Origin of the sequence: Halomonas fontilapidosi (genome assembly GCF_014192285.1) — a bacterium.
Classification (GTDB): domain Bacteria; phylum Pseudomonadota; class Gammaproteobacteria; order Pseudomonadales; family Halomonadaceae; genus Halomonas; species Halomonas fontilapidosi.
This window is the reverse complement of the sequence record NZ_JACHXQ010000005.1, coordinates 231135-250629: the sequence shown is the minus strand read 5'-3', so window position 1 is coordinate 250629 and position 19495 is coordinate 231135. Positions and strand designations below refer to the sequence as shown.

18 protein-coding genes and 2 tRNA genes are annotated in these 19495 nt (G+C 65.3%); 16 read left to right on the top strand and 4 right to left on the bottom strand.

Annotation, left to right across the window (positions count from 1 at the left end):
- Positions 1-3 precede the first annotated feature (3 nt).
- The 7 genes from radD (at position 4) to FHR95_RS09725 (ending at position 7050) form a co-directional block, all read left to right on the top strand.
- Complete coding sequence (gene radD, locus FHR95_RS09755) at positions 4-1866, top strand: DNA repair helicase RadD (RefSeq protein WP_484494481.1); 1863 nt, start codon at positions 4-6, stop codon at positions 1864-1866.
- A gap of 122 nt (positions 1867-1988) precedes the next feature.
- On the top strand, positions 1989-4064 hold the full coding sequence (locus tag FHR95_RS09750) for a PAS domain-containing protein (protein ID WP_183314232.1): 2076 nt from the start codon (positions 1989-1991) through the stop codon (positions 4062-4064).
- Positions 4065-4136: 72 nt separating this feature from the next.
- Positions 4137-5075: a segregation and condensation protein A gene (locus FHR95_RS09745; protein ID WP_183314231.1), complete on the top strand. Its 939-nt coding sequence runs from the start codon at positions 4137-4139 to the stop codon at positions 5073-5075.
- Positions 5072-5929 (top strand): SMC-Scp complex subunit ScpB, encoded by an 858-nt coding sequence (gene scpB / locus FHR95_RS09740; RefSeq protein ID WP_183314230.1) that lies wholly within the window; start codon positions 5072-5074, stop codon positions 5927-5929. The genes FHR95_RS09745 and scpB overlap by 4 nt, the downstream gene beginning before the upstream one ends.
- A complete protein-coding gene (rluB, locus tag FHR95_RS09735) occupies positions 5929-6786 on the top strand; it encodes a 23S rRNA pseudouridine(2605) synthase RluB (RefSeq protein ID WP_040185382.1) in 858 nt (285 codons plus the stop codon). Before scpB ends, rluB begins: the two co-directional genes overlap by 1 nt.
- An 82-nt stretch (positions 6787-6868) precedes the next feature.
- A tRNA-Lys gene (locus FHR95_RS09730) sits at positions 6869-6944 on the top strand.
- A 30-nt stretch (positions 6945-6974) separates the two neighbouring features.
- Positions 6975-7050: transfer RNA gene (locus FHR95_RS09725), tRNA-Lys, on the top strand.
- A gap of 511 nt (positions 7051-7561) precedes the next feature.
- Here FHR95_RS09725 and FHR95_RS09720 read toward each other — a convergent pair.
- On the bottom strand, positions 7562-8530 hold the full coding sequence (locus FHR95_RS09720) for a diguanylate cyclase domain-containing protein (RefSeq protein ID WP_281380756.1): 969 nt from the start codon (positions 8528-8530) through the stop codon (positions 7562-7564).
- 705 nt (positions 8531-9235) lie between these two features.
- Between FHR95_RS09720 and FHR95_RS09715 the strand changes: the two genes are divergently transcribed.
- From FHR95_RS09715 to FHR95_RS17140, 3 genes are all read left to right on the top strand, one after another.
- Complete coding sequence (locus FHR95_RS09715; RefSeq protein ID WP_183314228.1) at positions 9236-9955, top strand: Crp/Fnr family transcriptional regulator; 720 nt, start codon at positions 9236-9238, stop codon at positions 9953-9955.
- 210 nt (positions 9956-10165) lie between these two features.
- A complete protein-coding gene (locus FHR95_RS09710) occupies positions 10166-10888 on the top strand; it encodes a Crp/Fnr family transcriptional regulator (protein ID WP_183314227.1) in 723 nt (240 codons plus the stop codon).
- Between the two features lie 223 nt (positions 10889-11111).
- Entirely contained in the window at positions 11112-11291 is a 180-nt protein-coding gene (locus FHR95_RS17140) for a CsbD family protein (protein ID WP_040185385.1), read from the top strand.
- Between the two features lie 116 nt (positions 11292-11407).
- On the opposite strand, the gene FHR95_RS09700 is transcribed toward FHR95_RS17140, so the two are convergent.
- Entirely contained in the window at positions 11408-11653 is a 246-nt protein-coding gene (locus FHR95_RS09700) for a hypothetical protein (RefSeq protein WP_183314226.1), read from the bottom strand.
- Positions 11654-11998: 345 nt separating this feature from the next.
- Between FHR95_RS09700 and nadA the strand changes: the two genes are divergently transcribed.
- Positions 11999-13027 carry a quinolinate synthase NadA gene (gene nadA / locus FHR95_RS09695; RefSeq protein WP_040185387.1) on the top strand — a complete coding sequence of 343 codons (1029 nt, stop codon included), beginning with the start codon at positions 11999-12001 and terminating at the stop codon, positions 13025-13027.
- Between the two features lie 58 nt (positions 13028-13085).
- Here the strand turns inward: nadA and FHR95_RS09690 are convergent, their stop codons facing one another.
- On the bottom strand, positions 13086-14588 hold the full coding sequence (locus FHR95_RS09690) for a M48 family metalloprotease (RefSeq protein WP_183314225.1): 1503 nt from the start codon (positions 14586-14588) through the stop codon (positions 13086-13088).
- Positions 14589-14728: 140 nt separating this feature from the next.
- Here FHR95_RS09690 and FHR95_RS09685 point away from each other — a divergent pair, with 140 nt between their 5' ends.
- Together FHR95_RS09685 and FHR95_RS09680 are read left to right on the top strand one after the other, a co-directional pair.
- Entirely contained in the window at positions 14729-14977 is a 249-nt protein-coding gene (locus FHR95_RS09685) for a sulfurtransferase TusA family protein (protein ID WP_040185391.1), read from the top strand.
- On the top strand, positions 14974-16074 hold the full coding sequence (locus FHR95_RS09680; RefSeq protein ID WP_040185394.1) for an AI-2E family transporter: 1101 nt from the start codon (positions 14974-14976) through the stop codon (positions 16072-16074). The genes FHR95_RS09685 and FHR95_RS09680 overlap by 4 nt, the downstream gene beginning before the upstream one ends.
- A gap of 59 nt (positions 16075-16133) precedes the next feature.
- Here FHR95_RS09680 and FHR95_RS09675 read toward each other — a convergent pair whose 3' ends face one another.
- Positions 16134-16607 (bottom strand): peroxiredoxin, encoded by a 474-nt coding sequence (locus FHR95_RS09675; RefSeq protein WP_040185396.1) that lies wholly within the window; start codon positions 16605-16607, stop codon positions 16134-16136.
- Between the two features lie 188 nt (positions 16608-16795).
- On the opposite strand from FHR95_RS09675, the gene dapA reads away from it, so the two are divergent.
- From dapA to FHR95_RS09660, 3 genes are read left to right on the top strand one after another with little or no spacing between them, the layout of a single operon-like run.
- Positions 16796-17680, top strand: a complete 885-nt coding sequence (dapA, locus tag FHR95_RS09670) for a 4-hydroxy-tetrahydrodipicolinate synthase (protein WP_183314224.1) — start codon at positions 16796-16798, stop codon at positions 17678-17680.
- 46 nt (positions 17681-17726) lie between these two features.
- Positions 17727-18695, top strand: coding sequence for a lipoprotein, NlpB (locus FHR95_RS09665; protein WP_246378486.1), 969 nt, complete (start codon positions 17727-17729; stop codon positions 18693-18695).
- An 11-nt stretch (positions 18696-18706) separates the two neighbouring features.
- Positions 18707-19489 (top strand): MBL fold metallo-hydrolase, encoded by a 783-nt coding sequence (locus FHR95_RS09660; protein ID WP_343065203.1) that lies wholly within the window; start codon positions 18707-18709, stop codon positions 19487-19489.
- Positions 19490-19495: the final 6 nt, after the last annotated feature.

The window sequence follows — 19495 nt, the reverse complement described above, 5'->3', positions numbered from 1 at the left end:
GCGATGCAACAGCCCACGACGAAGGCGGCCCCCGGGCCGCCTTCGGCATCTTCGGCGCCGGCGCTGCGCCCCTACCAGCAAGAGGCCGTGGCGCGCACTATCGCGCATTTTCGGGCAAGCAGCGAGCCCGCCGTCGTGGTGCTGCCTACCGGCAGCGGGAAGTCGCTGGTGATTGCCGAACTGGCACGCCTGGCCCGTGGGCGAGTGCTGGTGCTGGCCCATGTGCGTGAGCTGGTGGCGCAGAATCACGCCAAGTATCAGGCCTACGGTCTCGAGGCCGATATCTTCAGTGCCGGCTTGGGACGCAAGGAGTGCGGTCGTCAGGTGGTGTTCGGTTCGGTGCAGTCGGTGGTGCGCGGCCTGGCGCATTTCGACGACGGCCGTTTCACCCTGCTGGTGATCGACGAGTGCCATCGGGTCTCGCCGGCCGAGGATGCCAGCTACCGGCGAGTGATCGAGCGTCTGCGCACGGTCAATCCGCGGCTCAAGGTCCTGGGCCTCACCGCCACGCCTTATCGGCTCGGGCAGGGCTTTATCTATCATCGTCACCACCATGGCATGGTGCGAGGGGAGGTGGACTGCTTCTTTCAGGCGTGCGTCTTCGAGCAGCCGCTGCGACTGATGGTCAAGCAGGGCTATCTCGCCCCGCCGGAGCGCATCGATGCCGCGCTTTTCAAGGATGGGCAAGAGCTGCGCTACGACTTCTCGGCGCTCGTCCCCGGCTCGAGCGGTCTGTTCCGCGAAGAGGAGCTCAACCGGGTGGCGGCGGGCCACCGCGCCACGCCGGGGATCATCGCCGAGGTGGTGGCGCGCGCCGTCGACCGCCAGGGGGTGATGCTGTTTGCCGCGACAGTGGCCCACGCCGAGGAGGTGCTGGGCTACCTGCCGGCGGACGAGGCGGCGCTGGTCACCGGCGAGACACCCTCCGCCGAGCGCGAGCGGCTGATCGACGCCTTCAAGGCGCGCGAGCTCAAGTACCTGGTCAATGTGGCGGTGCTGACCACCGGCTTCGATGCCCCTCACGTGGACTTGATTGCCATTCTGCGTCCCACCGAGTCGGTAAGTCTTTACCAGCAGATCGTTGGGCGCGGCCTGCGCCTCTCGCCAGGCAAGCGCGACTGCCTGGTCCTCGACTATGCCGGCAACCCCTGGGACCTCTATGCCCCGGAGGTGGGCTCGCCGAAGCCGGCCGGCGACAGCGAGCCGGTGCAGGTCGAATGCCCCCAGTGTGGCCACGCCAACCTCTTCTGGGGCAAGCGTGACGGCGAACTGGTCATCGAGCACTTCGGGCGGCGCTGTCAGGGGCTTGTTGAAAGCAGCGCCCGAAGCCGCGCTCAAAGCGAAAAAGCAACCTCGACGACGCCTACGATGGAGCAATGTTCGTTTCGCTTCCGCTTCAAGGTGTGCGGTGACTGCGGTGCCGAAAACGATATTGCCGCCCGGCGCTGTCACGGCTGCGAGACGCTGCTGGTAGACGCCGACGACAAGCTCAGGGAGGCGCTGCGCCTGCGCGATGCTCGGGTGCTGCGCGTGGCCGGTATGCAACTCGAAGCCACGCTCAACGGCCGCGGCCTGCCACGATTGAAGGTGACCTACCACGACGAGGATGGCGCCATGCTGTCGGAATGGTTCGCCCTGGAGACTCCGGCCCAGCGGGGCGCTTTTGCTGCGGCCTTCCTGCGTCATCACCTGCGTGCGCCGGGTGTGCCATTCCGGCCCACTTCACCCGATGACGTCATCGCCGAGCGCCGCCGTCTGCGTCAGCCGGACTTCGTGGTGGGCCGCAAGGTGGGGCGCCACTGGCAGGTGCGCGAGAAGCTCTTCGATTACACCGGCCGCTTCCGCCGAGCGCAAGCGGCGGAGTAGAAGGCGACATCTTCATGGACAACCGGATGTCACGCCGCGGGGGAAAGCGCGGTAAACACCAAAGGCTGTTAAAGTAGGCCCGACGATCAACGGGCTGCCGGTGCCTGTCAACGGGGAATCAAGTGCTGCAAGAAGATTTCTTTTCGAGCCTGATGGAGAAAGTGGATGACGTGATCTGGGCGGTCGCTTATCCCCATCTTCAGCTCGAATACCTCAATCCTGCCGCCGCTTGCGTGTTCGGACGCCCGATACAGGCGTTCATGGAGGACTCGCAGCTCTGGTTGTCCATCGTCCATCCGGATGACCGAGACGACGTTGCGGCCTCCCATGATCGGCTCCTGCAGCAGGGGCAAGTGGAGCGTCGCTATCGAGTCCTGAGGCCCGATGGCGAAGTGGTGTGGATTCACGATCGCGCCTGGCTGATGCGAGGGGCTGGCGCTGAGCCGTTGCGCCTGTTCGGCATTGCGCGGGATGTGACCCGGGAAATGACCGAGCAGCAGCGCTTGAACAGCACCCTGATGCTGCACCGGCGCTTCATGGAGAGTGCTCCTGACCCCATCTTCCTCATCAAGGTGCTGCCCGAAGGCGACTTTGTTTTTCGCTACAACAATCCCGCCCACCGTCAGCAGACCGGCATCCCCCTCGAGGCGCTCCGCGACCAGACCCCGGATACGCTGCTTGATGCGACCCAGGCGGCGGCCGTCAAGGCCCACTACCGTGAATGTGTCCGGCTCAAGCGCCCCGTCCAGTACGAGGAGCGTCTCGATATGCCGGCCGGCCTGCGCGACTGGCAGACCCTGCTGGTGCCCGTGGAGGACACTGCCGGCAACGTCATCGAGCTGGTCGGGGTGGCACGCGACATCACGCCGCTAAAAGAGGCCGAGCGAGAGAGTCGCGGTGCCTTCGTTGCCCTGGACCAACTGCTGCAAGCGAGTCCCGTGGTGATCTATGAGTGCCAGCCGACCTACGAGTTGGTCCCCACCTATGTCAGCTCCAGCGTGGAGCGGCTGTTCGGCTATGCACGCAGTGAGCTGCTGGGCCATTCCGTCTGGCATGCCATGATCCACCCCGACGACGCGACGCTGGTCTTGGCCAAGGTGAAGGCCATGCTGGCGGGAGAGGGGCCGATTCAGCTCAATTACCGCCTGCGTCACCGGGAGGGTCACTATCTTCGCGTGCAGAGCGAGAAGCGGTTGATCAGTGATGAGGCCGGTTGTCCCCTTAAGGTCGTGGGCGCGCTTCTCGACATCAGCCATTCGTATCGTCTCAGTCAGCGGCTGGAAAAGCTGGCCCAGCAGCTGCCCGGTTTCATCTATCAATATCAGCTCTTCCCGGACGGTAAGGCATGCTTTCCCTACGCCAGCCATACCAGCCTTGAGATCTACGGAGTGCCCCCCGAGGAGCTGGCAGACAGCGACGAAGCGGCCTTCCAGGCGATTCATCCCGATGACCAGCCCAGGGTAAAGGACGCCATCGAGACCTCTGCCGCGACCCTGAGCCATTGGCAGTGCGAGTATCGCGTCATGCAGGCCCAGGGAGACCCGCTCTGGGTGGAAGGGAGCGCCATGCCCGAGCGCCTGGAAGATGGCAGCGTGCTGTGGCACGGCTACATCGCCGACGTCTCCGAGCGCAAGCGTCTTCAATTGGAGCTCGAGGCGAGCGAGGCGCGCTTCCGGCGCCTGGCTACCCTGGATATGCTGACAGGGGCCCCGAACCGACGCCACTTCATGCAGTGCTTCGACGCTGAGCTGTCCCGCGTCAAGCGTCATGGCGTGGACACCTGCCTGGTGATGTTCGATGCCGACCACTTCAAGCGCATCAACGACACCTTTGGCCACGCCGCCGGGGACGAGGTGCTCAAGGCGCTGGTCGCCGCAGGTCAAGAGCAGCTCCGAACTGCCGATATCCTTGGGCGGCTGGGAGGCGAAGAGTTCGCCATCCTGCTGCCGGATACCTCTTTCGACGGTGCCATGGAGATAGCCGAGCGTTTTCGCCAGGCCATCGCAGCCCTGCAGGTGGCGTCGGGTGATGCCAGCATTCGCCTGACCATCAGTCTTGGGGTGGCGGCGGTGCGCGCACACGATTCGCCGGACAGTGCCATGGAGCGGGCTGACAAGGCGCTCTACCTGGCCAAGACGCAAGGCCGCGACCGCGTGTGTCACGAGGGCGAAGTGACGAGCGATGTCACCATCGACTGACAGGCCTGTCTGTGTCCCAGGCATCTTGCTAGACTGTTGCGTTGATCTCGCGTCCCCGAAGAGGCACGCCGCGTGAGCGCCACCCCCGATACCGCCAGCCCCGAACAGATCGATGCCACGGCCGGCCATGCCGAGGTGCTGGGGCGGCTGTTCGACGAGCCGATCACCCAGCTGCCGGAGGATCTGTATATTCCGCCGGAGGCCCTGCGCGTGTTCCTCGAGGCCTTCGAGGGGCCGCTCGATCTGCTGCTCTACCTGATTCGTCGCCAGAACCTGGATATCCTGGCCATCGATGTGGCCGCCATCACCCGCCAGTACATCGAGTACGTGGAGCTGATGAAGGCCATGGAGATCGAGCTGGCCGGGGAGTACTTGCTGATGGCGGCCATGCTGGCCGAGATCAAGTCGCGCACCCTGTTGCCGCGCCCGCCCAAGGAGGGCGCGGACGACGAGGAGGAGGACCCGCGCGCCGAGCTGATACGTCGGCTGCAGGAGTACGAGCGCCTCAAGCACGCCGCCGAGTCGCTGGCCGAGCTACCCCGCCTGGGACGCGACTGGTTCCCGGCCCGAGCGGCCCTGCCGTCCCTGGAGGCGCGAGTCATTCACCCCGATGTGGAGCTCGATGAGCTGCTCGGGGCGCTGGCCGGTATCCTGCGTCGTGCCGAGCTCAACCAGGCCCACCAGATCAGCCGCGAGGGACTCTCGACCCGGGAGCGCATGCTGGCGATCATGGAGCGCCTGGAGCATGAGCACTACACCGCCTTCGAGGCCCTGTTCACGCTCGATGAAGGGCGAGCCGGGGTGATCGTTACCTTCATGGCGATTCTCGAACTCGCCAAGGAGGCGATGATCGAGATCGTGCAGAATGCGCCGCTTTCGCCGATCCATGTACGGGCCCGGCTGGACGAGCAGGAGGCCTTCGAGCCGGAGGCCCTTGACGAGGGCGAGGACGGCGAGAGCCCCTTCGACGATGATCGTCTCGACAACCAGGACGGGAGCGACCCGGCATGACCGCCATGGAATTTCCCGATGCCCTGGACGAGATTCTCGAGGCGGCGCTGCTGGCGGCCGGTGAGCCACTGGGGCTGGAACGCCTGGAAGGGCTGTTCGACGATCAAGAGCGCCCGCCGCGGCGTGCCCTGCGCGAGGCCCTGGAGCGCCTGGGAAGCCGCCACGAGCGGGGCGCGATGGAGCTGATCGAGACCGCCTCGGGCTACCAGCTGCGTATCCGGCCGCGCCTCTCGCCGTGGGTGTCGCGGCTCTGGGACGAGCGGCCCCAGCGCTACTCACGGGCGTTGCTGGAGACCCTGGCGCTGATCGCCTATCGTCAGCCGGTGACCCGTAGCGATATCGAGGAGGTGCGCGGCGTCACGGTGAGTGGCTCGATCATGCGCACCCTGCTCGATCGCGGCTGGATCCGCGTGGTGGGCCACCGGGACGTGCCCGGGCGCCCGGCGGTGTTCGCCACTACCCGCAGCTTCCTCGACGACTTCGGCCTCAGGACCCTCGACGAGCTGCCGCCGATGCACGAGCTCAAGCACTTCACGGAGCCCGTCCTGGAGGAACAGGCGCCGCCGCCCCAGTACGAGCTGCTCGCTCAGGCCGACGAGGCGAGCGATGATTCGCCCGGGGCCGATGAAGCAGGAGATGACGCGTTGCCCGAGGCGGGTGATGCGGCGGCACCGCACGCCGCCGATCCGACGGCCCAGAGGGCCAACGAAGATGACCACGCCGAGAAGGCGTCTGAGCGGACAGGACTCAGCTTTGCCGATCTGGAAGCACGCCTGTCCGATCGTGCCCGGGGCCGCGTCGCCGATGACGCTGCTCCGGGGACGGAATCCACACCCAGTGAGAACGACGACTGATGAGCACTACCACCGAGAAATTGCAGAAGGTCCTGGCACGTGCCGGGCTGGGCTCGCGCCGCGAGATGGAAACGGCCATCGCCGATGGCCGGGTCAAGGTCAACGGCAAGGTGGCTACCCTGGGCGACCGCATCGAGATGCGCGACCGGGTGGCCTTCGATGATCGCCCCGTGACCCTGCGCGGCGCCGAGGAGGTGCCGCGTCGAGTCATCATGTACAACAAGCCCGAGGGCGAGCTGTGCACCCGCAAGGACCCGGAAGGGCGCCGCACCGTGTTCGACCGCCTGCCGCGCCTCAAGGGCGAGCGCTGGATCGCCATCGGCCGCCTGGACATCAACACCAGCGGTTTGCTGCTGTTTACCACCGACGGCGAACTGGCCAACAAGCTGATGCACCCCTCCACCGAGGTGGAGCGTGAATATGCCGTGCGCGTGATGGGCGAGGTGAAGAAGGAGCAGGTGGTGGCCATGGTCGAGGGCGTGATGCTCGATGATGGGCCGGCGCGCTTCACCGACGTCCAGGAGTTCGGCGGCGAGGGCATCAATACCTGGTTCCACGTGGTCATCATGGAGGGCCGCAACCGCGAGGTGCGTCGCCTGTGGGAGTCCCAGGGGCTCACCGTCAGTCGCCTCAAGCGGGTGCGCTACGGCAACATCTTCCTCGACAAGCGCACCAAGGCCGGCGAGTGGGTAGAGCTCTCCCAGGACGAGATTGATGACCTCTCGGCGACGGCCGGTCTGGTCGCTCGCAAGGTGCCGGAGCTGACCCCGGACGAGAAGAATCGCTGGAGCCGCGACAAGCATAAGCGTCGGCCGGTGCAGGCCATGCGCAAGCCCAAGGGCCAGCCCGGGCGCTGAGCGGGACAGCGCGTTACGACCAAAGACAAAAATCGCTTGCCAACAGGGGGGTAGATCAGTAATATCTGCCCCCGTTCGGAAGGGGTCGTTAGCTCAGTTGGTAGAGCAGTTGGCTTTTAACCAATTGGTCGTAGGTTCGAATCCTACACGACCCACCATCCGAGCCTGTATGCTTGCCTGAAAGCACCGGGTCGTTAGCTCAGTTGGTAGAGCAGTTGGCTTTTAACCAATTGGTCGTAGGTTCGAATCCTACACGACCCACCAGATTCACGACAAAGCGCCCTCGCTTCCTGGAAGCGAGGGCGCTTTGCGTATGTCGGGATCCACGTGGGTTCGCTGTCGGGCGTGGCCCGCTCTTCCGGCGATCACCTCGCCCTTTGATGATGGCCACGGGGGCGTTTCCAACGGGGTGGGGCCTCTGCGGCCGACAGCCTCTCGGTTTCCGATGCCGTGTTGATCCACTCGTTTGTCGCTTGTCTCAACGGAGTCCGAGAACGGAAAGGACCACCAGAACGATCACGACGGCACCGACGATATAAACGATGTTGTTCATCAAGTAAGTAACCCTCTTTGGCACATGATCCTGTGCCAGGATGCTGCGGGATGGCTCATGTCATGATGGCGTCGCCGTCCGTGCGACGCGTGGTGCAACTCCCTGTACAAGCAGCTCCCTTGCCTCACCCACGATGATGATAGGCGATTGGCGCCTCACCATCTGTGCGCTGGCGTACAGTACGCCTCGCATCCGATGCCTGGCAAAACGCCCGGTCCTCCACTAGAAGTCGAGAACGAGTTGCGAGGGCTGGAGGGGGCGTTGCAGGCCTGGTTCGGTCCGCCTGCGTTGAAGGGGGCGGGTATTCATCTCGGCCGTGAAGCAGTGATGCCCATTTCGACCATTTCTCTTGGCGTGGTACATGGCCGTGTCGGCGTTGTGCATGAGGGCATCGGCATCGTCGGCATCATCCGGGTAGAGGCTGATGCCGATGCTGAGCGTGATAAGGAGTTGATTGCCATGGATGCAGTACGGCCTGCCGAGGACGGCGAGCAGCTTTTCCGCGACTCGGGTGGCATCCTCGGGTCGCCTGATCTCGGCGAGCAGGATCACGAATTCGTCGCCACCCTGGCGGCAGACGGTGTCGATGTCGCGCATGCACTCCTGAACACGACTCGCCACCGCCTGGAGCAGGCTGTCCCCCACGGCATGGCCGAACGAATCATTGATGGGCTTGAAGGCGTCAAGGTCGAGATAGAGCAGGGCGACTAGGTGGCGGTGACGTCGGGCCAGGCCTAGGTCCCGGGAGAGCCGTTCGGTCAGCAGGGCGCGGTTGGGCAGGCCGGTGAGCGGATCATGCTGCGCGAGGTGGGCCATCCTCTCCAGCATGACCTGTGAGCGAGTGGCGTCGTGGAACACGATCACGGCGCCGGTGACGCGACCCTCACGGTCGTGGATGGGCGTCGCGGAATCCTCGATCTCGATCTTGCTGCCATCCTGGCGGACCAACACGCCATCCAGGGCGAGGCCCGCCGCTCTGTTCTCCTCGATGGCGCGCCGCCCGGGGGTGATGGCCGTGCGGTGTGTCTTGCCATCGACGAGAGGAAACACTCGCGAGACTGGCGCTCCGATGGCCTCCCGTTGTGACCAGCCTGTCAGGGTCTCCGCCACCCGGTTCATGTAGGTGACCGTCCCGCGGAGGTCGATGGCAGGACGGCATCGCCGATGGCGCCGAGGGCCGCCCGGGCCCATCGCTTCTCGGCCTCCAGGGCCGCTGCGAGGCACCGTCTCGAGGTTCTGGTCGCTGTTCGCTCGGGGAGGACCTCCGTGCGCGGAGGGTGACCTTGCCGCAGCGGCTGCTCGGCAGTGAAGGCGGCGGAATCGAGCGGCGTCCAGGTGGAGCCCTGAAGCATCGAGTCGTTCCTCATGGACTCGGCCTGGGAGCGCGCCTGGCCCATGGGGCAGATGCCCATGCGGTGGGTAAGGATGGTGTGGTCCGCTGGTGCGCTCGATGGCGTGAGACAAGGGACCTGGTCATCAGAAGGGCGTGCATTACCATGAGTCGGTTTCCTTTTCTGCCGATATCTGATTTCCGCTGGGACGGTGTTGCCTGGCCCGAGCCCTGGAGCGCCTGGCCGATATCCAGCGAGCGTAGTGGCGTGACGGCGTCGCTTCCGTGCGTTAGCGTACACGGCATGGACTTCGCTTCCAGCGAATCTGTCGGCGGGTGAGGGAGTGCAGTTAGACTCCTGTGAGTCAGCGCTTCTCTATATATGTCAATGGTTTATCGGCTGCCTGGTGTTGCGGGGCAGCCTGTGGCCTGTCTCTTGACCGAGATCTGGGGCAAGTCCGGCAAGGCGTTCCAGCGGCTGCCTCTGTCCGTCAACCACCATTGGACAAGTCCGCTCTTCTCCCTCCTGTTGCCGGGGTGGCTTGCCTGATACGGGAGTGTTCGTCATGGCTTCGCAACATGACCCTCGTCAGAATCACCTGCTGGCAGCCCTGCCGAGGGATGAATGCCAGCGCCTGGCGCCCCACCTCGAGCGGGTCGAGCTGACCCTGGGGGAGTCGCTGGTCGAGTCGGGAAAGGTGATGCGCCATGTCTATTTCCCGACGGACTGCATCGTATCGCTACTCTGTGTCATGGAAGATGGCGACTCGACGGAAATAGCCGTCGTCGGTGCCGAGGGTATCGTCGGCATCTCGCTGTTCATGGGCGGTGAAACCACGCCGAGCCGTGCCGTCGTGCAGAGTGCTGGTGGTGCCTATCGCCTCAAGGGACAATTGCTGAAGGATGAATTCGATCGCGCCTCGACGCTCCAGTACCTGTTGTTGCGTTATACCCAAGCCCTGATCACCCAGATGGCGCAGACGGCGGTATGCAACCGGCACCACAGCCTGGATCAGCAGCTGTGTCGGTGGCTGTTGCTGAGCCTGGATCGCTTGCCGAGCAACGAGCTGGTCATGACCCAGGAGCTGATCGCCAACATGCTGGGCGTCCGTCGAGAGGGCGTTACCGAATCGGCCGGCAAGCTGCAGAAGGCTGGGCTGATTGCCTACCATCGTGGGCGCATCAGTATCCTGGACAGGCCTGGCCTGGAAGCACGGGTCTGTGAGTGCTATGCGGTCGTCAAGAAGGAGTACGACCGCCTGCTGAGCTACCATCGTCCCGGGTGATGGGGCCCTTTTCCTCGAGGCGCGAGATCGTGTTCGAGCAGCACGTGCCCTTCGTGTGTCTCCTGGCGCACCGACGGCATGATGATGAACATGCCACTGTTCGTTCGGTGGCTTTTCGGTGACTGCCTGATCACCCCGGCTGCCGCCGGCCTCGGAGCCTGGTGGTTGCCTGCCATGTGCCGATTGCCGGGTCTTCACCAGGAGCGTGCCATGCAGTCCTCTATCCCCGGTCCGGTGACCAACCACCTTATCGACAGCTTGTCGCCTCAGGACCGGGCGTCTTTCCTCGCCGACTGCGAGGCTGTCGACCTGGCGTTCGGTGAGGTATTGACCGAGCCAGGTGGGCAGATCCTGCATGTCCATTTTCCGCTCGACTGCTTCATCTCCCTGATTGCCAGCCTGAGCGACAGTGAGCGGCTGGAAGTGGCAATGGTCGGCAGTGAAGGGATGTATGGCATGCCCTTGATCCTGGGGCTCGATGAGTCGCCCTTGCGTGCCATGGTGCAGGGGGCAGGGCAGGTGCTGCGCATGCCGGCGGCTGCCTTTTGCCGTCACCTGAAGCAGAGCCCCGCACTTAAGGCGCTGCTGAATCGCTATCTCTACGTGCTGATGCATCAGCTCACACGGGTGGCGGCATGCACCCACTTTCATCAGGTCGAGGCCCGCCTGGCGCGCTGGCTGTTGATGACCCAGGATCGTGCGCACTCCGATCGGCTGCATCTTACCCACGAGTTCCTGGCCATGATGCTGGGGGTGCGGCGTGCCGGCATCACTCTGGCCGCCATGGCGCTTCAGGGGCGCCGGTTGATCAGCTATCAGCGTGGGGATATCACGGTGCTGGACCGGGCGGGCCTGATCGAGGCCGCGTGTGGCTGCTATGCCGCCGATCGAATCCTCTACCGCCGGATCCTCATCAAGGAAGGTTCACCATGACGTCGGCTGGTGCGCTCTCCCCCCCAGAGCGCACCAGCCGGGATATCATGACGGTAATTCGATTCGGAAGGGCGCGTGTCGATAGCGTGGCTCCGTAGCGCTATGTTGTGCAGCGCACAGATCATTGGTAGGTCGCTGCCTATGCTGAAATTCTCCCCCGATCTCTACATGAGTCGGGGTGAGAGGCAGCGCCCAGACGAAACCACCATCGGGAGATAAACTCGTGAACAAGAACCAGATCAAAGGCCGTTCCAACGAGGTGAAGGGCAAGGTCAAGGAAGTTGCCGGTAAGGTGACCGGCGACAAGGAGCTTGAATACAAGGGCAAGGTCGAAAAGCAGGGCGGCAAGGTAGAGGCCAGTTACGGCGATCTCAAGCGCGACATCAAGAAGTCAGCGGAGTGAACGGGTTAACGGCATCCTCGAGGCGCCGGGATGAGTCGGCCCGGTGATCCGCGGCAGCAGATTCCTGTTGCCGGATTCGGCTGGCGCACCTCGTCGGGGTCGCGCCAGCCGGTCTGCTAGAGGAGAGGGTCGAAATCGACCGCGTTAATATCCTGGCTCATCAGGTCATCGTCGCCTTCGGCAGCGAGCACATCAGGTTCTTCGGGGGATGTCCTGGCGGGCATCTCGCTCGGTGCTTCGGACAGGCGCTGTGGCGAGAAGGGGTAGCCATGCTGCTGCTCGCCGGGCTCGCGGTCGGGCAGGCGGATGAACGTCGTGAACGTGGGCGTGGCAGGGGCGTCGTGCTGGATGGGGATTGGCATGGTGACCTCGCGTCACTGTCCGGCCTTCACGGTGTCGTGAAGCATCGGTAGGCCATGGTGACACCCCGGCAGGCTGTCGTCGGTGCGCCAGGACACTATCGCCGCTGCCAGGCGCCTGGCATGCCCTTGATCCTGGTGGTTGGCGCCCTCATCTCACTCGCATGACGCTTTTCTGGACGGGGCTGGTCAATATTGCAGCGTTCTGGTCTAGAATGGCGGTATGGGTCGGCCATCGCGAGAGACGCAGCGGTTGACCCTCTGGCGTGTTGCCCCGTGCGGAGAGCACGAGCGGTAGCACCTGGTGTAACGCAGGGGGAGCCCCTGCCGGTCACAGTGGTAGACACGATGACGATTATGACTTCCCGTGCTGATCTGCGCGAGCAGCTCGCACGCACCTACTGCCCCACCCGCATTCCTGCCGAGGACGAGGCGCGCATCGATGAGATCAAGCGTCTGCTCGAGGCCCACAATGCCGTATTGGTGGCGCATTACTATACCGACGATGCTATCCAGCAGCTGGCCGAAGAGACCGGCGGTTGCGTGGCCGACTCCCTGGAGATGGCCCGCTTCGGTGCCCGTCACGAAGCCGACACCCTGGTGGTAGCCGGCGTGCGCTTCATGGGCGAGACGGCCAAGATCCTCTCCCCCGAGAAGCGGGTGCTGATGCCGACCCTGGAGGCCACCTGTTCGCTGGACGTGGGCTGCCCCGCCGACGCCTTCGGCGCCTTCTGCGACGCTCATCCCGACCGCACCGTGGTGGTCTATGCCAACACCTCCGCGGCGGTGAAGGCGCGCGCTGACTGGGTGGTGACCTCCTCCATCGCCGTTGACGTGATCGAACACCTCCAGGCGCGGGGCGAGAAGATCCTGTGGGCCCCGGACAAGCACCTGGGGGGGTATATCCAGAAGCAGACCGGCGCCGACATGCTGCTCTGGGACGGCGCCTGTATCGTCCATGAGGAGTTCAAGGCCCAGGGCGTCGAGGACCTCAAGGGGCTCTACCCGGAGGCGGCTGTGCTGGTGCACCCGGAGTCGCCGGCCGCGGTGGTCGAACTGGCCGACGTGGCAGGCTCTACCTCCCAGCTGATCAAGGCCGCAAAGGAATTGCCCCACGACAAGCTGATCGTCGCTACCGACCGCGGCATCTTCTTCAAGATGCAGCAGGCGGTGCCGGAGAAGACGCTTTTCGAGGCCCCCACCGCCGGCAATGGCGCGACCTGCAAGAGCTGCGCCCACTGCCCGTGGATGGCGATGAACGCCCTGGACAACCTGGCGGGCACGCTACGTGACGGTTCGGGCGAGATCGTCGTCGACGATGCACTGCGCCTGGCCGCCCTCAAGCCGCTGGAGCGGATGCTCAACTTCCAGGCGTAAGGGGCGAGGGACGAGGCTCGAAGGGCGTTCTTCCTCGCGCCTCGCCTCTCGTCGCCGATCAGAACTCCTCCAGCGTCTCCCGATAGCCGATAAAGTCCTCGCGACGCCTCTCGATATGGCTGGCGGCGGTGCTGTTACCCTCGCGCTCGGCCACTTGCTTGGCCACTTCGAGCTGGCGGATGGCGCGATCGATGCGGCCGGTGAGCTGCAACTGCTCGGCGCGGGCCAGGTGGCCCCAGGCTTCGCGACCGCTACGGCCCGCGGCCTCGGCGAGCAGGGTGAACACCTGCGGGTCCTCGGGACGATCGTCGGCCAGTTCGCGCAGGACGCGATAGGCCTCGTCGGGATCGCGCTGCAGCAGCGCCTCGCCCAGCAGGCGGCGCGTCGGCGCATAATCCGGCATCAGTCGCAGCTGCCGGCGGCTGCGGTTGATGGCTTCATCGATACGGCCGGCCTCGAAGGCGAGTTGGGCCGCCGAGGCCGGCAGCATCGCCAGGTCGGGGTATGATTGGGTCAAGGCGTCGAGCTCGCGCAGCGCCCGGTCGGTACGGCCAGCCCGGGCATCGATCAGTGCGTCAAGGTAGCGTCGGGCCGCCTCGGGCGCCTGGTCCTGGGCCAGGCGGGTGCTGGCCTGCTGGGGGTCGCGATCATGGATCGCCAGCAGTGCCCGGGCCCTTACCAGCTGGTAGTGAAGGTCCCCGTCGCGCGGTGCCGTCACCGAGAGCTGGTCGGCGCGGGCCTGGGTATCGCTGATGCGCGATTCGGTCACCGGGTGGGTGAGCAGAAACTCCGGGGGATTCCCGCCCTGCAGGCTCACCATGCGCTGCATGGCGCGGAACATCTCTACCATGGCGCCCGGCTGATAGCCGGCGTCCGCCATGGCCTGCAGGCCCACCCGATCGGCCTCCTGCTCGAAGCGTCGTGAGTAGCTCAGCTGATCCTGGATGACAGCCGCCTGTGAGCCCATGGCGGCGGCGATGCCGGCATCGCCGCCACCGCCGGCCGCGATCAACATGCCGGCGAGCATGGCGGCCATCGCCGGGATCTGGGTCTGCTCGGCGCGGGCCTGGCCGCGGGCATAGTGGCGCTGGGAGAGATGCCCGAGCTCGTGGGCGACCACCGAGGCCAGCTCGGCCTCGCGTTCGGCAAAGGCAAACAGGCCCGCGTTGACGCCGATCACCCCGCCGGGCACGGCGAAGGCATTGAGCAGTCGGCTCTCCACGAGTGTCACGGCGGTGCGCGCGTCTCCCAGTCCACTGTGGGGCAGCAGGCGAGCCACCAGCGACTCCACGTAATCCTGGGCGATGGCATCCTGCCATTCGGGCGCGCGGGCGCGGAACTGGCGCAGCCAGGCGCGGCCCAGCAGGTATTCCTCCCCGCTGATCGCCTGGCTGCCCGCACGGGTCAGGCTGGGCAACCCGTAGTCGCCCCCGGCCGTGACCGAGGCGCCTCGGGTCAGGTCGGGGGCCTCGTAACGGCCGGGAGGCTGGGCCTGGGTCGGCAGGGCAAGCACCAGGCTCAGGGTGCAGGCGGTGAGGCAGGTTCCGGTTCGACGCAGCATGGCCGTCCTCGTCAAGGGGAGCGCAAGGGGTGGCAAGTACTCAGATGTGACATTGATTCGGCCTGCAAAGTGCCTTTAAATCGCAGGGACTTGCGTGCGGGCCCGAGCCTGCACGTCCACTGCATCTTCTGGGAGACACCATGGCGCTGCAACCCGATGACCTGCTCGATGCCCAAGGTCTTCCCTGCCCCCTGCCACTGCTCAAGGCCAAGCAGGCGCTGTCGCGTCTCGCCCCCGGTCAGCTGCTGGAGGTCATGGCCACCGACGCAGGCTCCTGGCGCGACTTCGAGACCTTCGTGGCCCAGAGCGCGCACGAAATGCCGGCCAGGGAAGAGCGCGGCGACGTCTATCACTACTGGATCCGCAAGGGCGGGGAGCCTGCTCCATGACCTTGAGGTCGGTCTTCAGGAGTTGGATCGATCACTACTTCTCGGACGAGGAGGCGGTGATCCTGCTGGTGGTGCTGGTGCTGGGTTTCGCCGTGGTGATCCTGTTCGGGCGCATGCTGGCACCCTTTCTCATCGCCCTGGTGGTGGCCTTCCTGTTGCAGGGGCCGGTAAGCTGGATGGAGCGGCGCAGGATGCCACGCCTGCTGGCGGTGTTCGTGGTGTTTCTCGCCTTCATTGGGGTGCTGCTGGCGCTGGCCTTCATCCTGATGCCGCTGATCTGGAACCAGCTGGTGGGGCTGGTCCAGGAGGCACCGCGGATGTTCGCCAGTGGCCAGAAGTTGCTGGACGATCTCCAGGCACGCTATCCCAACCTGGTCACTCCCGACCAGATGCAGAACTGGATCGACGTGGCTGGCCGCGAGGTGACGCAGCTCGGCCAGAGGGCCCTGACCCTGTCGCTGGCCTCGCTGGGCAACGTCCTGACGCTGATCGTCTACCTGATCCTGGTGCCGATCCTGGTGTTCTTCATGCTCAAGGACCGCGACCGCCTGGTGGGCTTCACTACCTCGCTGTTGCCCCAGCGGCGCGAGCTGATGACCCGCGTCTGGGAGGAGATGGACGACCAGATCGCCAACTATGTGCGTGGCAAGTTCATCGAGATCATCATCGTCGGTAGCGTGGCCTTCTTCACCTTCGCCTACTTCGGGCTCCCCTACACGGCGCTGCTGGCGGTGGTGGTGGGGCTCTCGGTGCTGGTGCCCTATATCGGAGCGGCGGTGACCACCCTGCCGGTGGCGGCGGTGGCCGGCTTCCACTTCGGCCTGACGGATGAGTTTCTCTATGTGCTGGTCGCCTACGGCGTGCTGCAGGCCCTGGACGGCAACGTGCTGTCGCCGATCCTGTTCTCGGAGGCCGTCAATATCCATCCGGTATCGATCATCCTGGCGATCCTCTTCTTCGGTGGAATCTGGGGGTTCTGGGGGGTCTTCTTCGCCATTCCCCTGGCGACCCTGCTCAAGGCGCTGGTCTACGCCTGGCCGCGAGGCATCAAGCAGCGCCACCGGCAGGAGGCAGCCGAGACGTCCGCCGAGTCGTGAGCGCCGCGAAGCGCTCAGGATTGTCGCCGCCCATGGGCATGTGCGGCGACAGTCTGATGTCAATCAGCATTCAAGGCCTGGGCGGCGTCCAGCACTTCCTGGGCATGGCCCTTGACCTTGACGCCGCGCCACTCGCGGGCGAGCTTGCCGTCGGCGTCGATCAGGAAGGTACTGCGCTCGATCCCCAGGTGCTCCTTGCCATAGAGCTTCTTGAGCTTGATCACGTCGAACAGGCGGCAGAGCGTCTCGTCCTTGTCCGAGATCAGCGCGAAGTTGAAGCTCTGCTTGGCCTTGAAGTTCTCCTGGGCACGGATGCCGTCCCGGGAGACGCCGAGGATCACGGTATTGGCCGCGTCGAATGCCTCCTTGAGGTCGCGGAAGTCGCCACCCTCGGTCGTGCATCCGGGGGTGCTGGCCTTGGGATAGAAGTAGACCACCACCTGTTTCCCCTTAAGCTCGGAGAGGGTGACAGTGGTGTCCCCGGTGGCAATGGCGGTGAAGTCCGGAACGGGTTCGCCGAGGCTGACGCTCATGGTGGTGCTCCTGTCGTGGTTGGTGAAAGCTCTCTGATTACACGCAAGCCTTGGCGAACTGTAAAGTCGTGGCTGTACAGGCTCCCGAGGCCTGAGTACCATTTGGCCCCTGGCACCGGGGCAGGTCGCGGGACGTTGTCGAGGTCCCCGAGACCGCGAATGCAGGCGAATCGAGAGGAATCGAGAGGATGATCACTGGCAGTATCGTCGCGCTGGCGACGCCGATGAAGGTCAACGGCGATATCGACTGGGAGGCCCTGCGCCGCCTGGTGCACTTTCATCTCGACAACGGCACCGATGCCATCGTGGCGGCAGGCACCACCGGCGAGCCGACCACCATGTCGTTCGCCGAGCATTTCGATGTCATCCGCACCGTGGTCGAGGAGGTGAACGGACGCATTCCGGTCATCGCCGGCACCGGCTCCAACAATACCACCGAGGCGGTGGAGCTGGCCCGCTATGCCAGCGAGGTCGGAGCGGACTGCTGCCTGACGGTGGCCCCCTACTACAACAAACCCACCCAGGAAGGGCTCTACCGGCACTTCAAGGCCATCGCCGAAAGCAGCGACCTGCCGGTAATCCTTTACAATGTGCCGGGGCGCACCTGCTCGGACATCTATAACGAGACCGTGCTGCGCCTGGCCGAGGTCGACAAGATCATCGGGCTCAAGGACGCCACCGGTAATCTGGAGCGCGCCGAGGACTTGATCGCCCGCCTCAAGGGCAGCGGCTTCATGCTCTATTCGGGAGATGATGCCACCGCCTGTGACTTCATGCTGATGGGCGGTCATGGTGACATCTCAGTGACGGCCAACGTGGCGCCGCAGGCCATGCATGAGCTTTGCACGGCGGCCGTGACGGGGGCAGCCGATCGAGCTCACCAGATCAATACGCGCCTGATGCCGCTGCACACCAACCTGGGGATCGAGTCCAATCCTATCCCGGTAAAGTGGGCGCTGTACCGCATGGGCCATATCGAGCCCGGCATCCGGCTACCGCTGACCTGGCTCTCCGAGAAGTATCACTCCACCGTCAGTGAGGCCCTGCAGCTGGCGGGCCTGATCGACGACTGAGCGGTGTCCGGCACCGCACCCGCACAACTCTAGGCAAGGTGGACGCATGAACTCTGCGCTGAAATGGATGCCGCTGGTGGCGGTCATCGCCTTGGCCACGGCCGGCTGTGCCCGTGATGGCTTCTACCATGATCGCAACCTCGATTATGACGAGGCCGAGACCAATGCGCCCCTGGTACTGCCGGAGGGCCGCGACGCCGCGCGTTATCGCGATGCCATGCCGGTGCCCGAGGTGAGTGGTATGCGGCCCGCGGAAGACGGCGTTGTCGAGGCCCCCCTTCCCCAGGCCCTGTCGCCCGGGCGCGCCAGGGAGCGAGGCTATGTCGAGCGTCGCGCGATCGGTGACGATCGCTGGCTGGTGGTGGGCGCCGAGCCGGCAACGGTCTGGACAGAGCTCGAGCGTTTCGCTCGCCGTCGAGGCCTGACCGTCACCGCCAGCGACTCCCGTCGCGGCCTTCTGGAAACCGACCAGGCCACGCTCAGCGTCCGTCCGGCGTTGCGCCGAGGCGACAGCGAGATTCGCTGCAAGCAGGGCGGCGCCACTCAGGCGGCCTGCCTGACGGCGTTGGAACGTCATTTCGAGGCACGCAGCCTCTCCTCGAGCGTTGCCTCACTGGCCGCCCAGCGGCCCGATGCCCAGAATCGTGCCCGATTCATGCAGCGTGGCGACGACTGGCAGGTCATTCTGCCCTTCGCGGTGGACCGTTTGTGGGCCGAGCTCAGTCACCAGCTGGAACTCGACTTTTCGGTCGAGGGGCGTCGTGAACTGCTCGAACGCGACCCCGCGTCGCGTAGCTTCCTGCTGGGTTACCTGACCCGGAGTGAGCGGGAGCGAGGTTTCTGGCGCTCGCTGGCGACCTTCGATCTGGGTGAGGAGCCGCAGCAGGTTCGCCTGGTGCTGGAGTCTCGCGGCCCCGAGGAGACCGTATTGACGGCACGCGGTGCCGGCGACGGCGAGCTCTCCGCGGTGGACCAGCGCGAGCTGCTCGAGCGGGTGGCGGGCCTGCTGCGCTGATGACGGGGATGGTGTCGAGTGGGCAGGGGCGCCTCGCCTTTGCTTCACTGGGCAGCGGCAGCAAGGGTAACGCCACCCTGGTCAGCGACGGTGAGACGCACCTGCTGGTCGACTGCGGCTTCACCTTGCGCGAGACCGAACGCCGCCTAGCGCGCCTGGGGCTGCATCCTCGCCAGCTCGACGCGCTACTGGTGACCCACGAGCATGGCGACCACCTGCGAGGTGTCGGTCCCTTGGCCCGTCGCCACGGGATGCCGGTCTACCTGACGCCGGGCACCTGGCTGTCGGGTCGGCTCGGCGAGCTCCCGCGCCACCACTGGATCACTCCCCAGGCGCGCTTTGCGGTCAAGGGATTGACCATCGATCCCATCACCGTGCCTCACGACGCCCGGGAGCCGGTGCAGTTTCGCATCGCCGCCGGCGAGCGATGCCTGGGACTGCTCACCGACCTGGGGCATCCCAGCGCGCATGTGGTCGAGGCCTTCGCCGGCTGCGACGGCCTGGTGCTGGAGTGCAACCACGATCCGCGGATGCTCGTCGAGGGACCCTATCCCGCGAGTCTCAAGCGACGCGTCGGCGGCGACTGGGGGCATCTGGCCAACGGCCAGGCGGCCTGGCTGCTGGCCCGGCTGGGGCTCGATCGCTTGCAGCGCATCGTCTGTTCCCACCTCTCCGAACACAACAACCGCCCCGAGCTGGCCCTGGAGGCCCTGGTCCCCCTGCTCGACGGCGATGAATCCCGGCTGAGGGTCGCCGCCCAGGACGATGGACTGGCCTGGCAGACCCTCGGCTGAACGACC

Excerpts from the sequence above, each read along its gene's own strand:
- scpB (WP_183314230.1), top strand. The coding sequence starts at position 5,072 with ATGACCGCCATGGAATTTCCCGATGCCCTGGACGAGATTCTCGAGGCG.
- FHR95_RS09710 (WP_183314227.1), top strand. The coding sequence starts at position 10,166 with ATGCAGTCCTCTATCCCCGGTCCGGTGACCAACCACCTTATCGACAGC.
- FHR95_RS09675 (WP_040185396.1), bottom strand. The coding sequence starts at position 16,607 with ATGAGCGTCAGCCTCGGCGAACCCGTTCCGGACTTCACCGCCATTGCC.
- FHR95_RS09690 (WP_183314225.1), bottom strand. The coding sequence starts at position 14,588 with ATGCTGCGTCGAACCGGAACCTGCCTCACCGCCTGCACCCTGAGCCTG.
- nadA (WP_040185387.1), top strand. The coding sequence starts at position 11,999 with ATGACGATTATGACTTCCCGTGCTGATCTGCGCGAGCAGCTCGCACGC.
- dapA (WP_183314224.1), top strand. The coding sequence starts at position 16,796 with ATGATCACTGGCAGTATCGTCGCGCTGGCGACGCCGATGAAGGTCAAC.
- FHR95_RS09685 (WP_040185391.1), top strand. The coding sequence starts at position 14,729 with ATGGCGCTGCAACCCGATGACCTGCTCGATGCCCAAGGTCTTCCCTGC.
- FHR95_RS09715 (WP_183314228.1), top strand. The coding sequence starts at position 9,236 with ATGGCTTCGCAACATGACCCTCGTCAGAATCACCTGCTGGCAGCCCTG.
- FHR95_RS09665 (WP_246378486.1), top strand. The coding sequence starts at position 17,727 with ATGAACTCTGCGCTGAAATGGATGCCGCTGGTGGCGGTCATCGCCTTG.
- FHR95_RS09680 (WP_040185394.1), top strand. The coding sequence starts at position 14,974 with ATGACCTTGAGGTCGGTCTTCAGGAGTTGGATCGATCACTACTTCTCG.
- FHR95_RS09720 (WP_281380756.1), bottom strand. The coding sequence starts at position 8,530 with ATGGGCCCGGGCGGCCCTCGGCGCCATCGGCGATGCCGTCCTGCCATC.
- rluB (WP_040185382.1), top strand. The coding sequence starts at position 5,929 with ATGAGCACTACCACCGAGAAATTGCAGAAGGTCCTGGCACGTGCCGGG.
- FHR95_RS09700 (WP_183314226.1), bottom strand. The coding sequence starts at position 11,653 with ATGCCAATCCCCATCCAGCACGACGCCCCTGCCACGCCCACGTTCACG.
- radD (WP_484494481.1), top strand. The coding sequence starts at position 4 with ATGCAACAGCCCACGACGAAGGCGGCCCCCGGGCCGCCTTCGGCATCT.